Origin of the sequence: Nonomuraea phyllanthi (assembly GCF_006334985.2) — a bacterium.
Classification (GTDB): Bacteria; Actinomycetota; Actinomycetes; order Streptosporangiales; family Streptosporangiaceae; genus Nonomuraea; species Nonomuraea phyllanthi.
This window is the reverse complement of record NZ_VDLX02000001.1, coordinates 969,194-983,873: the sequence shown is the minus strand read 5'-3', so window position 1 is coordinate 983,873 and position 14,680 is coordinate 969,194. Positions and strand designations below refer to the sequence as shown.

Below are 14,680 nucleotides of genomic sequence, written 5' to 3'. Positions count from 1 at the left end.
CCTCCTAGGGCTGGAAGTCGGGGTCCACGGTCACGGACACGTCGAGCAGCAGGGGTTCCTCGCGGGCGGCGAGCGACGGCAGCACCTCGTCCAGCGCCGCCGTCAGCTCGTCGTACGCGTCCACCCGCCTGGCCGGGCACCCCAGCGACCTGGCCAGCGCCCCCATGTCCACCTCGGTGAAGGGTGGCCACGGCGCCTTGCCGCCGCGCTGGTCGGCGAGGTGGTCCATGATCGCGTACCGGCCGTTGGCGAGCACCACGAAGAGGGCGCCCACCCGGTAGTGGGCGGCGCTCCAGAGGGCGTGCACGCCGTAGAGGGCGGAGCCGTCGCCCACCACGGCGAGCACGGGACGGCCGGGCAGCGCCATCCGCAGCCCGACCGCGGCCGGCACGGCGAACCCAAGCCCGCCCATGGCCGCCGAGAGGAAGCCGAGCGGGGTCCTCGCGGGCACGAGCCGGTGCAGGTCGGGGCGGGAGGACGGGGTCTCCTCGACCAGCACGGTGTCGGCCGGCAGCCGCGCCGCCAGCTCGCGCAGCACGTGCGCCGCCCGCAACGGCCGCCCTCCAGGAGGTACGGGAGGAATGTCCGGTACGTCCGGCCGTCGCGCCACAGCGGTCCTGGCCGGCAGCAGGGCGGCCAGGCGGGCGCAGACGGCCGAGGGCGACGCCAGGTAGGCGAGGGCGGCCGGGCTGCGGTGCGCCTCCGCCGGGTCGTCGGTGACCACCGCAACCGACGTCCCCGGCTCCACCAGCGGGCCGGGCGCGTACGGGTACTGCCGGAACACCGGCGCCCCCACCGCCAGCACCACGTCATATTCGGCCAGCGCCTCCCGCAGCCGCCCCCGGTCGGCCGGGAGCACCCCGGCGTAGCGGGGATGATCCTGCGGGAACCCGGCCCGCCCGCCGAACGACTCCTGGAACACCGGGCATCCCAGCCGCTCGGCCAGCGCCACCAGCGACTCCCACCCCGCCCGCGCGCCCGCCACGATCGCCGGCAACCTGGCCGCCGACAGCAGCTCCACCAGCGGCGCCAGCTCCTCGTCTGATACGTCCGCGGGCCGCACCACCCGAGCGGGCGCCGCCGCGGTCTCCCCGGAGAACGGCGCGTCCCAGTCGTCCATCGGCACGATCACGAGCGCGGGCCCGCGGAACGTCGTCGCCTCGTGGCAGGCCCGCGCAACAGCCCCCGGCACGTCCTGTGCCCGCACCGGCTGGTCCGTCCAGACCGGGTAGTCACCGGCCAGCCCGCCCAGCCGCCCGGCCAGGAACGGCTCCAGCGCCAGGTGCCGCCGGTCCTGCTGCCCGACAAGGACGACGAGCGGCACCCGGTTCGCCCGGGCGGTCGCGATGGCGCCCACCGCGTTGCCCAGCCCGGCCGTGGTGTGCAGGACGGCCAGCGCGGGCGCCTCGTTCCCGATCGCCCATCCCGTCGCCATGCCGATCACGGAGCCCTCGTGCAGGGCGAGCACGAACCGCAGGTCGTCCGGCAGCCCGGTCAGCAGGCTCACCTCGGTGGAGCCGGGATTGCCGAAGATCGTGGTCAACCCGTGCCGCCTGAGCACGTCGAACGTCGCGTCCCTCACGGTCGTCATCGCTGGTCCCTCGCGCGCTGGATCTGCCGGTAGACGTGCCCGCGCAGCTCCCCGAACCGGGGCAGGGACCGGGTGGTCAGCTGGTCGCGCTCCGGCGGCAGGTCGACCTTCAGGTCCTCCATGACCACGGTGGGCGACGCGGACAGCACGACCACCCGCTGCCCCAGATAGACCGCCTCATCGATGTCGTGCGTGACGAACAGCGTGGTCACCCCCAGGTCGCGCCACAACCGCAGGATCAGGTCCTCCAGGTCCGCGCGGGTCTGGGCGTCCACGGCCGCGAACGGCTCGTCCATCAGCAGCACCTGCGGCTCGTACGCGACCGCCCTGGCGATGGCCACCCGCTGCTGCATGCCGCCGGACAGCTGCCAGGGATGCGCGTCGGACACGTCGCCGAGGCCGACCGCCTCCAGCGAGCCGGTGACCAGCTCGCGCCGCCGCCCGGCGGGCACCTTCTTCTCCTTCAGCGGCAGCTCGACGTTCTGGCGCACGGTCATCCAGGGGAACAGGCTGCGGCCGTACTCCTGGAAGACCACGGCCATCCGCGGCGGCGGCCCCGTCACCGGCACGCCGTCCACCCGCACCTCGCCCGCGCTCGCCGGCAGCAGCCCGGCGACGCACCTCAGCAGCGTGGTCTTGCCGCAGCCCGACGGCCCCACCACGCACACCAGCTCGCCGGCGCCCACGTCGAAGGTGATCGAGCGGATGGCCTCCACCCGGCGGCCAGGACCCTCGTAGACCTTGCGCAACGCGGAGATCTCAAGCACGGGCCGCTCCACTGCCGTAGTACCAGGACAGGACCCGCCGCTCCAGGCGGCGGAACAGCACGGACAGCCCCAGGCCGATCAGCCCCAGCAGCAGGATGCCGCTCCACATCTCGGTGATCTGGAACTGCCGCTGGAACAGCACGATCGTGAACCCCAGCCCGCTGGAGCTGGCGAACATCTCGCTGATGACCATGAGGATGATCCCGATGGACAGTGCCTGCCGGAGCCCGGTCATGATCTGCGGGCTGGCGCCGCGCAGCACGAACCGCCGCAGCCTGGACGGGCCGCGCACGCCGTACATGCGGCAGGTGTCGGAGAGGACCTCGTCCAGCGCGCGTACGCCCTCCACGGTGTTCAGCAGGATCGGCCACACGCAGCCCGACACGATCACCAGGACCTTCATGAACGTGTCGATCCCGGCCAGCAGCATGATCAACGGCACCAGCACGGGCGGCGGGACGGCCCTGAAGAACTCCAGCACCGGCTCCAGCGTGGCCCGCAGCCGCGGCGACAGCCCGATCGGCACGCCGAGGCCCACCCCGAGCAGCGCCGCCATCGCGTAGCCCGCCAGCAGCCGCCCGACGCTCGGCAGCACGTCCACGACCAGGCGCTCGGAGAACCAGGTCTCGACGAACGCGCGCCCCACCCGATCGGGGCTCGGCAGGTAGAACGAGCCGCCGCTCACCGCCCACCAGGCCAGCACCAGCAGGGCGGGCAGGGCGAGCAGGGTGAGCAGCCGCGCCGGGCGTCTCATGCGGCCACCTCCGACCTGACGCTCGGGTGCCAGGCCAGCACCCGCCGTTCGAGCAGCCGTACGGCCGCGTTCACCCCGATGCCGACGAGCCCGGACAGCACGATCAGCGCGTACACGGCCGGGATCGCGCCGCTGCTCTGCGCCACCTGGATCTCGGCGCCCAGCCCCGGGCTGCCGATCACCAGCTCGGCCGTCACCGCCAGGATGAACGCCACCGCAGCCGCCAGCCTGAGCCCGGTCATCACGTACGGCAGAGCCGTCGGCCACACCAGGTGCCTGACCCTGGACCAGACCGACAGCCCGTACGCCCTGGCGGTGTCGGCGGCCACGGAGTCCACGGCCGCGACGCCGTACAGGACCTGGATGAGCACCTGCCAGAACGACGCGTACACGACGAGCAGGAGCGTCGAGCCGAGCGACGGGCCGAACAGCAACGTCGCCAGCGGCACCAGCGCGACCGACGGGATGGGGCGCAGGAACTCGACGGTGGAGCTCGTCAGCGCGCGCAGCCCCGGCACGACGCCGATGACCACCCCGGTCACCACCGCCGCGCAGAACGCCAGCGCCAGCCCGAGGGCCCAGCCGCGCAGGGTCTCGCCCAGCGCGATCCACAGCTCCGGCGTGGCCAGCTGGGCGGCGAGCGTGCCGAGGATGCGCGTGGCGGGCGGCAGGAACCGCTCGTCGACCAGGCCCAGCCGCGGGACGGCCTCCGTCAGCGCCAGCAGCCCGCCCAGCCCGGCGAGGCCGTACCAGCCCCTCTTCAGCGCACCGGTCACGGCACCAGCGCCGAGACGTCGACCTTCTCCTTCAGCACCCCGTCGGCCAGCGCCAGGTCGGCGATGGTCTGCACGGACGCCCTGTCCACCTCGACCGGCCACTTCGGCAGGTAGATCTTCGCGATCACCTCGGGCGAGATCTTGGTGTACGTCTTCAGCACCTCCCTGACCTCGTCGGGATGCGCGTCGGCGTACTCCAGCGACTTGCGCATCGCCGCCGTGAACCGCTTGGTCAGGTCCGGGTCGGTCTTGCCGGTGGTGAAGTACATGGCGACGGTCAGGTTGGGCGCGGCGTCGGCGAAGTTCCAGGCGACCGGGCGCGCGCCCTGGCTGAGGGCCTGGCTGACGAACGGCTCGACCACCCAGATGGCGTCCACCCGGCCGCTCTGCAGCGCGGCGGGCGCGTCGGGGAAGGGCAGCTCGACGAACTCGATGCCGCCGGGATCGCCGCCGGCCTTGCGCACGGAGGCGCGCACGGTCGTGTCGCCGATGTTCTTGAGCTGGTTGACGGAGATCTTCTTGCCCGCCAGGTCCTTGGCCGTCCTGATCGGGCTGTCGGGCTTGACCAGCACGGCGCTGAAGTCCTCGCCCTGCTGCCCGGTCGAGGAGACGCCGTTGGCGACGACCTTGACGTCGAGGCCCTGCTGCTTGGCGGTCAGCAGCGAGGTGGTGTTCGCGAAGGCGAACTGGAACTGCCCGCTCACCGCTCCCGTGATGGCGGCGGCGCCGCCCTGGACGGAGGTGATCGTGAGGTCGATGTTCTGCTCGGTGAAGAAGCCCTTGGCCTTGCCGAGATGGATCGGAGCGGTGTCGACGATGGCGATCACCCCGGCGTTGACCTGATCCCTGGCCCCGCCGGGGGACGCGTCGGGCTGGGCGCCGCAGGCGGTCACGAGTAAGGCGGCGAGGACGATGAGAGCTCGACGCACGATTGCTCCTATTTGTTCGCAATGCGCACATGTATTCTCGTCCCGAACAACTCGGTATGCGGAACCTACGCCTTTGTCCGCCCCTGTCAAGAGGATCACGATGGTTGATCATGTGCAGTCGCTGGCCCGGGGGCTCGCGGTGATCCGGTCCTTCAGCGCCACAGAACCCGAGCTGACGCTCAGCCAGGTCGCCCGCGCGACCGGCCTGAGCAGGGCCGCGGCCCGCCGCTTCCTGCTCACGCTGGAGGACCTGGGGTACGTGCGCAGCGACGGGCGGCTGTTCTCGCTCACTCCCCGCGTGCTGGAGCTGGGGTACGCGTACCTGTCGAGCCTGTCACTGCCCGAGGTCGCCGACCCGCACCTGGAACGCCTGGCCGCCGAGGTGCACGAGTCGGCGTCGGTGGCGGTGCTGGACGGCGAGGACGTCGTCTACGTGGCCCGCGTGGCGACGGCCCGGATCATGCGCGTGACCATCAGCATCGGGACCCGGTTCCCCGCCCACTGCACGTCGATGGGGCGGGTGCTGCTCGCCGGCCTGCCTCCGGCGGAGCTGGACGCGTACCTGGAACGGGCGCGGCTGCGCCGCCTCACCTCCCACACGATCGTGCTGCCCGCGGCGCTGCGGGGCGAGCTGGAGCGGGTGCGCGAGCGCGGGTGGGCGATCGTGGACCAGGAGCTGGAGGAGGGGCTGCGGTCGATCGCGGCGCCGATCAGGGACCGGTCGGGGCGCACGGTGGCGGCGGTGAACGTCTCGACGCACGCCAGCCGTACGAGCCTGCAGGCGGCGCGGCGCGACCTGCTGCCGCCGCTGCTGGCGACGGCCGCCGCCATCGAGGCCGACCTCGCCGCCCTGTCCGTCGCCCGCGCCTGAGCCCGGGCGGGTCAGCGGTTGCGGTAGCGGTCGGTGGCGTCGCGGGTGGCGCGGATGGCGGCGTCCGCCCGGTCGTACGTCCGCTGCGCCAGCCCCACGAAGATGCAGTCGACGATGAGCAGCTGGCTGATCCGGCTGGCCAGCGCGCCGGGACGGAAGGCCGTCTCGCGGCCCGCCGACACCAGCGTGTGGTCGGCCAGCCCCGCCAGCGAGGAGCGGGGATTGTTGGTGATCGCCACCACCATCGCCCCCTCCTCCGCGGCCGTACGGGCGGGCACCAGCACGTCGGGCGTCTCCCCGCTGCAGCTGATCGCCACCGCCACGTCGCCGTCGCGGAGCAGCGCGGCGCTGGTCAGGGCCAGGTGCGCGTCGCTGAACGGATGGCTCGACACCCCGATCCGCAGCAGCTTCTGCGACATGTCGGCCGCCACCAGGCCCGAGGCGGCGACCCCGTACACGTCCACCCGCCGGGCCACCGAGATGGCCTGCACGACCTCGCCCAGCTGGTCGGGGTCGAGCTGGGCCGCCGTGTCGGCCAGCGCCTCGGACTCGGCCCTGGCCACCTTGGCGATCACGTCCGTCAGCGGGTCGTCGGGCCCGAGGTCGCCGGGCACCAGCCGCTCCGGCTCCTTGGCGACGGCGGCCGCCAGCGCGAAGCGCATCTGCGAGTAGCCGGAGAAGCCGAGCGCCCGCGCCGTGCGCACGATCGTGGCCTCGCTCGTCCCGGACACCGCGCTGAACTCGGTGATCGTGCTGCGCACCACCAGCCCGGGATCGTCGAGGATGATGCGCGCGATGCCCTGCGCCGCCGGCGTGAGCGAGGGCAGCACGGCGCGTACGGCGGCGACCGGGTTGGCCGAGTCGGCGGTCACCGGGTCAGCCATTCGGCGGCCGCCTGCGCGGACACGCGGGAGATCCCGTGCGTGGCGACATGGACGGCCTCGCCGGGCGGCGCGGGGATGCCGGTGTCCACCACGATCACGTCGGGCCGCATCGCCACCGCCCGCGCGACGGTCTCGCGTACCCACGCGTGCCGGGCGGCGTCGTGCACCACCAGCACCACCGGCCGCTCGTCGTCCCTGAGGTCGGGCAGCTCGGCGGCGGGCTCCAGCTGCAGCCGGGCGGTGTTCGGCAGCTCGGCGGTGAGCGCCGCGGTGATGCCGGTCGGCGTGGAGGGGTCCACGGCCTTGTTGTGGCGGGTGTTGACCTCGATGATCAGGGGGCCGCGGTCGAGGGTGGCGGTGCCGGAGGTGGTGAGCGCCGCCCTGGCCGCCTCCAGGCCCACGCGCCGGTCCACGTCGCCGCGGGCCTTGTCGCGCAGCGCCGCCTGCCCGGCGTACCACTCCGACAGGGCGCGCACCCGCCCGGCAGCCTCGGCGAGCCGCTCCTCGGGCAGGTCCCCGGCGCGTACGGCGGCGACGATCGCGTCGCGGACCTCGTACACGATCTCCTCGGTGCAGATGCCGACGCAGATGGCGTCCACGCCCGCGTTGAGCGCCCGCACCGCGATCTCGCCGGGGCTGAACATGGCGGCCACCGCCCGCATCTCGATCGCGTCGGTGACGAGCATCCCGTCGAAGCCGAGCTCGTCCCTCAGGAGCTCGGTCATCACGGTACGGCTCAGCGTCGCGGGCAGGGACGGGTCGAGCGCGGGGATGAGCAGGTGGCCCGACATGATGGCGCGGACCCCGGCTCCGATCGCGGCCCTGAACGGCGGGAGGTCGCGCGCCAGGAACTCCTCACGGGAGGCGTGCACGGTCGGCAGGTCCAGGTGGGAGTCGGTGACCGTGTCACCGTGGCCGGGGAAGTGCTTGGCGCAGGCGGCCACGCCCGCGCCCTGCACCCCGTTCACGTACGCCACGGTGTGCCGGGAGACCAGGTCGGCCGTCGGGCCGAACGAGCGCACGCCGATGACCGGGTTGGCCGGGTTGGAGTTCACGTCGGCGTCGGGGGCGTAGTTGAGGGTGATGTCCAGCTCCCCGAGCATCCTGCCGATCTGGCGGGCCACCCGCTCGGTGAGGGAGGTGTCGTCCACGACGCCCAGCGCCCTGTTTCCGGGGAAGGAGCTGCCGGCCAGGACCTCGAGCCGGGTGACCGTGCCGCCCTCCTCGTCGATGGAGATCACGGCGTCGGGGTTCTCGGCCCGTAGATTCCGTACGAGCTGCGCGTCGATGACGTTCCGGGCGAACAACACGACACCGCCGAGACCTTCGCCGAGGGCGCGCCGCATCCAGTCGGGGGTGGAGGCCCCCTCGTACCCTGGGTGCAGCACGGTCATCGCCTGCCTGGCCAGGTCTCCGCTCATCGGCATTTTCCTTCACGGTTGTTGAACTGAAGGTAATTTTCTGTCATCGTCGCCTTCGATACAACCACTTTCGAGAGGCACCCCCCAATGCCCAGCAGAAGAACTCTTTTGAAGGGTCTCGCCCTCGCCGCCGCCGCGTCCGCCGTACCGCTGCCCGCCTTCGCGGAGGCGGGCTATGTCCCGCCGCTGCGCCAGATGCGCGGCATGTGGATCGCCTCCGTGGTCAACATCAACTGGCCCTCGAAGCCGGGACTGACCGCCGAGGAGCAGAAAGCCGAGTTCGTCGCCTGGCTGGACGTGGCCGTGCAGCGCAAGCTGAACTCGGTGTTCGTGCAGATCAGGCCGACCGCCGACGCGTTCTGGCCGTCGCCGTTCGAGCCCTGGTCACAGTACCTGACCGGCACCCAGGGACAGGACCCCGGCTACGACCCCCTCGGGTTCGCCGTCGAGGAGACGCACAAGCGCGGCCTCGCCTTCCACGCCTGGTTCAACCCGTACCGCGTCTCGATGCAGGCCGACCCCGCCAAGCTGCACCCCGACCACCCCGGGCGCCGGCACCCCGACTGGATCCTGCCGTACGGCGGGAAGCTGTACTACAACCCCGGCATGCCGGAGGTCCGTAAGTTCTGCCAGGACGCGATGATGGACGCGGTCACCCGCTACGACATCGACGGCCTGCACTTCGACGACTACTTCTACCCGACCAACAGCACGGCCTTCGACGACAGCGCCGCGTTCGCGCAGTACGGCGCGGGCTTCCCCGACCTGGCCGCCTGGCGGCGCAACAACGTCGACCTCATGGTCCAGGAGATGCAGCAGCGGGTCCTGGAGGCCAAGCCCGAGATCGCGTGGGGCATCAGCCCGTCGGGCATCTGGCGCAACAAGGGCACCGACCCGCTCGGCTCCGACACCAACGGCGGCCAGTCGTACGACAACCTGCACGCCGACACCCGTGGCTGGGTCAAGAAGGGCTGGCTCGACTACATCGCGCCGCAGCTCTACTGGTACATCGGGCAGCCGCCGGCCGACTACTCCAAGCTCGTGCCCTGGTGGTCCGACGTGGCGAGCGGCACGAACACGCTGCTGTGGATCGGCCAGGCCGCCTACAAGGCGGGCGACCCGGCGCAGGCGGCCGAGTGGCAGGCGCCCGGCGAGCTGTCGCGCCACCTGACGCTCAACCGCGACCACCCCGAGATCAGCGGCGACATCTGGTACAACGCCAACGACGTCAAGGTCGACAGGATCGGCTCCATCACCACCGCCGTCAACGACCACTACCAGCGGCCCGCGCTCGCCCCGGTGCTGCCCAGGCTGGCGAAGGGGCGGGCGCCGCACCGGCCCGTGCTGGCGTACGCGCTGCGCCGCTCCGGCGGGGTCGAGGTGCGGGCCGTGGCCACCGGCAGGGACGAGCCGTTCCAGTTCGCGATCTTCCGCTTCGACGGGCACGCGCGCTCGGACGCGTTCGACGACGCGCGCAACCTCGTCGCGGTCGTGCCCGGCGACCGGCAGGTGCGCTGGACCGACCCCGACGGGAAGCGCGGCGACCACTACTACGTGGTGGCGGTGGACCGGGCCAACCGGACCAGCCGGCCCAGCAATCCGTTCAGGGTGCTCTGATCAGGGCGATCTGAGAGCGCGCTACGCCCGCGCGTGTCGCCGGCCGGTTCGCCCGGCCGGCGACCAGCCCATCCTCACGGGCAGGGCGGCACTCAGGTTCCGACGCTGCCGGAACCCCTCGCCGAAGCCCCGGTCGCGACCCGATTCCTGAGAATCGCTCCTATGAAGCCCTTCGCCCAGCCGCCGACGGCTGCTCGGCCGAGGAGCCCGACGACCGCTGTGGGGGCACCACGGGGGTCGGGCGCACCAGACCGAGCGCGACGACCTCGTTGGCCAGGCGCGTGCGACGGTTGGTGCCCTCGGGGATCCTGAACTTCTGGTAGAGCCGCAGCAGATGCTGCTTGACCGCGGCCTCGGTCACGACCAGGTCGTCGGCGATCTCACGTGCGGTCGCCGGGGCGACGAACGCCTCGTCCGACAGCGCCGGCCTGCAGAGCGAGGTCAGCACGTCGACCTCCCGCCTGGTCAGCTCGGGGGCCGCCGCCCTGCGCAGCTCCACCTCGGGGGTGAAGTCCTCACGGGGGACTCCACCGATGCGGCCCCGCGCCGCGCCGAACGAGACGACGTCGCCGTCGTCCAGGACCCTCCGGGCGATCGGCCTGCCGTTCACCCGCGTGCCGTTCCTGGACAGCCCCAGGTCGACGACGTACAGGTAGGGTCCTCGTCTGACGAACTCGGCATGGAGCCGGGACACGCTGGGGTCGGTGAGCCGGATGTCGACCCCCCGCCCCCTCCCGACCGTCGTGATCTCGGGGCGCAACGGGACAACCTCGCCAGTGTCCTCGATGCGTATGAACGGCCCCTCCACTGGCGGTTCCTCCCCTTGGGTTGAGGCAGCGTATGGACGGCACGCCTCGTCCTGGGCACGGCAGTTCCTCCCCAGGTAGCCCGCCGTAACTATTACTACAGCTCCGGCTTACCCAAACGAGGGGATGCGGAATCGCCTTTGCCGAAAGGAGAATCCGACGTGAAATTGGTCTGGACCTTTGCGGACGGTTTTGCCTGCTCACGGGTAGACTTCGGTCGGAGATAAGCGGAGGAAACACTCATGGCGGACAAGCCCACGAAAGGTCTGGCCGATGTCGTCGCGGCGTCCACAGCGCTGAGCGACATTGACGGAAAGGCCGGCCGGCTCTTCTACCGTGGATACGACATCCACGACCTGGCCGGCCGCGCGACGTTCGAGGAGACCGCACACCTGCTCCAACGAGGCAAGCTGCCCGACCGGGCCGAGCTCGCCGCCTACGGCGAGGAACTGGCGCAAGGCCGGGAGCTCGGCGCCCTCGTGTCCGCGAACATCGCGGAGATCGCCGAGAAGCAGCAGCCGATGGAGGCACTGCGCTCGCTCGTGTCGCTGGCCGGCGCCGACGATCCCGACAAGGGCTCCATCACCCCCGACGCCAACCTGCGCAAGGCGGCCCGGCTGACCGCGCAGCAACCCCTCCTGGTGGCCCGCTACCACGCCGCCCGCACCGGCGGCGACGTCCCCGAACCCGACCCCTCCCTGAGCATCGCCGCGAACTTCCTGCACGAGATCACCGGCCGCATCCCCGGCGACCGCGAGGTCGAGATCTTCGACGAGTGCCTGGTGCTGCACGCCGACCACACGATGAACGCCTCCACGTTCGCCGCCCGGGTCTGCGCCGCGACGCTCTCCGACATGCACTCCGCGATCGTCGCCGCCATCGGCACGCTCAAGGGCCCGCTGCACGGCGGCGCCAACGAGCAGGTCATGAAGACCCTGCAGTCGATCCCGCCGGGCGGGGTGGCCCAGGCCGTACGCGAGAAGCTGGCGGCGGGCGAGAAGATCATGGGCTTCGGCCACCGCGTCTACAAGACCGAGGACCCGCGCGCCACCCACCTGCGCCGGATGTCGGCCGAGCTGGCCGAGGCCACCGGCGACGACACCTACTACCGGATGTCCAAGGAGATGGAGGAGGTCGTCTTCGAGACGAAGGGCCTCTACCCGAACGTCGACTTCTACGCCGCTTCGGTCTACCACTATCTCGGCATCCCGACGGACCTCTTCACCCCCGTCTTCTCCGTCAGCCGCATGGCGGGCTGGACGGCCCATGTCATCGAGCAACACGCAGACAATAGGCTGATCCGGCCCGACAGTGAGTACATCGGGGAGACGGATCAGAAGTGGAAGCCAATCGACGAGCGATGAGCCTGGGCCGGAGAGAGCGAGCCACGATGCCAACGGAGGCCCGTAGCGAATGCGACCATCAGCGCGAGCGATGAGCCTGGGCCGGAGAGAGCGAGCCACGATGCCAACGGAGGCCCGTAGCGAATGCGACCATGGGCTCGAGCGATGAGCGTCTGCGTTGAGCGATCGGGTTGAGCGTGAGAGCTGGGGGCCGTACCCGCTGATTCTGGCGGGTGCGGTCGTCGGCGTGCTGTTGATCCTTTTCGTGGACCCGCGCTGGGGCGGGTTCACGCTGGGCGCGGTCATCATGGTCGCCGCCGCCCTCCGGTTCGCCGGGTACGCCGGGCAGTTGTCGGTACGGGGCAAGCGGGCCGACGTCGTCACGTTGTCCGTGTTCGGCTTCGTGGTGGTCCTGACGTCGCTCCTGCTCTACAACCAGGAGCTCAAAGAGCTCATCCTGTCCCTTTTCGCCCGTTGACCGGACGGTCCGATAGCCTCAACGCATCAATTCATTGAAGGGGAACCATTCGCATGCCCAAGATCAAGGTGGAGGGCCCCGTCGTCGAGCTTGACGGCGACGAGATGACCCGGATCATCTGGCAGTTCATCAAGGACCAGTTGATCCTTCCCTACCTCGACGTCGACCTGAAGTACTACGACCTCGGCATCGAGCACCGCGACGCCACGGACGACCAGGTCACCATCGACGCCGCGAACGCCATCAAGAAGTACGGCGTCGGTGTGAAATGCGCCACCATCACCCCGGACGAGGCGCGGGTCGAGGAATTCGGTCTCAAGAAGATGTGGAAGTCCCCCAACGGGACCATCCGCAACATCCTCGGCGGTGTCATCTTCCGCGAGCCGATCATCATGTCCAACGTGCCGCGCCTGGTGCCCGGCTGGACCAAGCCCATCGTGGTCGGCCGTCACGCGTTCGGCGACCAGTACCGCGCCACGGACCTGAAGATCCCCGGTGAGGGCACGCTGACCCTGACGTTCACGCCGAAGGACGGCTCGGAGCCGATCGAGCTGGACGTCTACGACTTCCCCGGCGGCGGCGTCGCGATGGCGATGTACAACCTGGACGAGTCGATCCGCGACTTCGCCCGCGCCTCCATGCGGTACGGCCTCGCCCGCAACTACCCGGTCTACCTGTCGACGAAGAACACGATCCTCAAGGCGTACGACGGCCGCTTCAAGGACATCTTCGCCGAGGTCTTCGAGACCGAGTTCAAGGACGACTTCGACAAGGCCGGTCTCACGTACGAGCACCGCCTCATCGACGACATGGTCGCCGCGGCGCTGAAGTGGGAGGGCGGCTACGTCTGGGCCGCGAAGAACTACGACGGCGACGTGCAGTCCGACACGGTGGCCCAGGGCTTCGGCTCGCTCGGCCTGATGACCTCGGTGCTGATGACCCCCGACGGCAGGACCGTCGAGGCGGAGGCCGCGCACGGCACCGTGACGCGCCACTACCGCCAGCACCAGCAGGGCAACCCGACCTCCACCAACCCGATCGCCTCGATCTTCGCGTGGACGCGCGGTCTGGCCCACCGGGGCAAGCTCGACAACACCCCCGCCGTGACCGAGTTCGCGAACAAGCTGGAGGAGGTCTGCGTCGAGACCGTCGAGGGCGGTCAGATGACCAAGGACCTGGCGCTCCTGGTCGGCGGCGACGCCAAGTGGCTCACCACCCAGGACTTCCTGGGTGCGCTCGACGAGAACCTCAAGAAGAAGATGGCCTGACCATCCCCGTTCGAAGGGCCGCCTGCGGGCGGCCCTTTCGTCGTTCCCAGACCATCTCTTGACGGTGAGGCGGCGTGGCGTAGTTGATCACCTGGGTAAGAGCCACCTCGTAACAGTCGTACGCGTCTCGGGGGGTTCGGATGCGACTGGGTATTTTCAGGGGACTCGGCTTGCTGGCCGCCGTGGCGATCCTGGCTGGGTGCGACTCGCAGCCCGCGACCGTCAAGCTCACCGACACCAAGGTCGACGCCGCCGCCAAGCTGGCGGCGAGCAAGGCCGCCAAGGCCAAGGCGGCGGCCGCGGTGAAGGCGAACGAGCTGGGGCAGATCCCGGTGCTCATGTTCCACCGGATCATCGACAAGCCGGGCACGACGGACGACAGGACGCCGCAGCAGTTCCGCGCCGATCTGGAGCGGCTGGCCAGGGAGGGGTACGTGCCGATCTCGGCCGCCGAGATGGTGACCGGCAAGATCGACATCCCGGCCGGGAAACACCCTGTGGTCCTGACATTTGATGACTCGTCCCCGTCGCAGCTGACCCTGAACGAGGTCGGCGTCCCCGCACCCAACACGGCCGTCTCGATCCTCAAGGACGTGGCCGCCAAGCACCCGGGCTTCCCCGCGAAGGCCACCTTCTACGTGACCCGCGACATGTTCGGCAAGAGCATCCGGGAGGAGCAGGCCCAGGTGCTGGGCTGGCTCAGGGACAACGGCTTCGACATCGGCAACCACACCCGCGACCACGTCAACCTGCGCGGGCGCTCGCACAAGGAGGTCGAGGAGCAGATCGGCTCGATCGCCAAGGAGATCTTCGCCCTGTCCTCGGTCCGCCCGGTCTCGATCGCCCTGCCGTACGGCAACCAGCCGTCCAAGAAGGAATGGGCGCTGCACGGCAAGCTCTACAACCACAAGGGCGCGTTCCTGGCCGGGTACACCCCCGCGCCGGCTCCCTTCAGCAAGGCGTTCGACCCCCTGGGGATCCCGCGGATCAAGGTCATGGAGAAGAAGGGCGACTGCAAGCAGTTCTGCTCGGAGGCCTGGCTGGACTGGCTCAAGAGCAACCCGGACATGCGCTACACCTCCGACGGCGACGCGTCCACGGTGGCGTATCCCAAGTTCAAGACGCCGTACCTGCGCAAGGCCTTCGTCAAGTGGAGCCTGCCCTACTGACGCACG

14 protein-coding genes are annotated in these 14,680 nt (G+C 70.6%); 6 read left to right on the top strand and 8 right to left on the bottom strand.

What is annotated here, in order from left to right; genetic code table 11:
- Nucleotides 1-4: 4 nt before the first annotated feature.
- From FH608_RS04620 to FH608_RS04600, 5 genes are read right to left on the bottom strand one after another with little or no spacing between them, the layout of a single operon-like run.
- Entirely contained in the window at nucleotides 5-1,591 is a 1,587-nt protein-coding gene (locus FH608_RS04620) for a thiamine pyrophosphate-dependent enzyme (protein WP_139628571.1), read from the bottom strand.
- Nucleotides 1,588-2,358: an ABC transporter ATP-binding protein gene (locus FH608_RS04615; RefSeq protein ID WP_139628569.1), complete on the bottom strand. Its 771-nt coding sequence runs from the start codon at nucleotides 2,356-2,358 to the stop codon at nucleotides 1,588-1,590. Before FH608_RS04615 ends, FH608_RS04620 begins: the two co-directional genes overlap by 4 nt.
- The gene (locus tag FH608_RS04610; RefSeq protein WP_139628566.1) at nucleotides 2,351-3,112 is read right to left on the bottom strand and encodes an ABC transporter permease; all 762 of its coding nucleotides are present in this window, start codon (nucleotides 3,110-3,112) and stop codon (nucleotides 2,351-2,353) included. The genes FH608_RS04615 and FH608_RS04610 overlap by 8 nt, the downstream gene beginning before the upstream one ends.
- The gene (locus FH608_RS04605; RefSeq protein WP_226898963.1) at nucleotides 3,109-3,888 is read right to left on the bottom strand and encodes an ABC transporter permease; all 780 of its coding nucleotides are present in this window, start codon (nucleotides 3,886-3,888) and stop codon (nucleotides 3,109-3,111) included. The genes FH608_RS04610 and FH608_RS04605 overlap by 4 nt, the downstream gene beginning before the upstream one ends.
- Nucleotides 3,885-4,817: an ABC transporter substrate-binding protein gene (locus FH608_RS04600; protein WP_226898962.1), complete on the bottom strand. Its 933-nt coding sequence runs from the start codon at nucleotides 4,815-4,817 to the stop codon at nucleotides 3,885-3,887. Before FH608_RS04600 ends, FH608_RS04605 begins: the two co-directional genes overlap by 4 nt.
- A 100-nt stretch (nucleotides 4,818-4,917) precedes the next feature.
- On the opposite strand from FH608_RS04600, the gene FH608_RS04595 reads away from it, so the two are divergent.
- A complete protein-coding gene (locus FH608_RS04595; protein ID WP_139628564.1) occupies nucleotides 4,918-5,688 on the top strand; it encodes an IclR family transcriptional regulator domain-containing protein in 771 nt (256 codons plus the stop codon).
- An 11-nt stretch (nucleotides 5,689-5,699) separates the two neighbouring features.
- On the opposite strand, the gene FH608_RS04590 is transcribed toward FH608_RS04595, so the two are convergent.
- Nucleotides 5,700-6,572: a MurR/RpiR family transcriptional regulator gene (locus FH608_RS04590; protein WP_139628563.1), complete on the bottom strand. Its 873-nt coding sequence runs from the start codon at nucleotides 6,570-6,572 to the stop codon at nucleotides 5,700-5,702.
- Nucleotides 6,557-7,993: a glycoside hydrolase family 3 protein gene (locus FH608_RS04585; protein WP_139628561.1), complete on the bottom strand. Its 1,437-nt coding sequence runs from the start codon at nucleotides 7,991-7,993 to the stop codon at nucleotides 6,557-6,559. Before FH608_RS04585 ends, FH608_RS04590 begins: the two co-directional genes overlap by 16 nt.
- Before the next feature lie 108 nt (nucleotides 7,994-8,101).
- Between FH608_RS04585 and FH608_RS04580 the strand changes: the two genes are divergently transcribed.
- On the top strand, nucleotides 8,102-9,610 hold the full coding sequence (locus FH608_RS04580; RefSeq protein ID WP_226898960.1) for a glycoside hydrolase family 10 protein: 1,509 nt from the start codon (nucleotides 8,102-8,104) through the stop codon (nucleotides 9,608-9,610).
- Between the two features lie 160 nt (nucleotides 9,611-9,770).
- On the opposite strand, the gene FH608_RS04575 is transcribed toward FH608_RS04580, so the two are convergent.
- Entirely contained in the window at nucleotides 9,771-10,418 is a 648-nt protein-coding gene (locus FH608_RS04575) for an FHA domain-containing protein (RefSeq protein WP_139628556.1), read from the bottom strand.
- A gap of 240 nt (nucleotides 10,419-10,658) precedes the next feature.
- Here FH608_RS04575 and FH608_RS04570 point away from each other — a divergent pair, with 240 nt between their 5' ends.
- The 4 genes from FH608_RS04570 to FH608_RS04555 all read left to right on the top strand — a co-directional run bounded on the left by FH608_RS04570 (nucleotide 10,659) and on the right by FH608_RS04555 (nucleotide 14,674).
- Nucleotides 10,659-11,780: a citrate/2-methylcitrate synthase gene (locus FH608_RS04570; RefSeq protein ID WP_139628554.1), complete on the top strand. Its 1,122-nt coding sequence runs from the start codon at nucleotides 10,659-10,661 to the stop codon at nucleotides 11,778-11,780.
- A 157-nt stretch (nucleotides 11,781-11,937) separates the two neighbouring features.
- Nucleotides 11,938-12,237, top strand: a complete 300-nt coding sequence (locus FH608_RS04565) for a DUF3017 domain-containing protein (protein ID WP_139628552.1) — start codon at nucleotides 11,938-11,940, stop codon at nucleotides 12,235-12,237.
- A gap of 53 nt (nucleotides 12,238-12,290) precedes the next feature.
- On the top strand, nucleotides 12,291-13,505 hold the full coding sequence (locus FH608_RS04560) for an NADP-dependent isocitrate dehydrogenase (protein ID WP_139628550.1): 1,215 nt from the start codon (nucleotides 12,291-12,293) through the stop codon (nucleotides 13,503-13,505).
- 140 nt (nucleotides 13,506-13,645) lie between these two features.
- Entirely contained in the window at nucleotides 13,646-14,674 is a 1,029-nt protein-coding gene (locus FH608_RS04555; RefSeq protein WP_226898958.1) for a polysaccharide deacetylase family protein, read from the top strand.
- Nucleotides 14,675-14,680 lie beyond the last annotated feature (6 nt).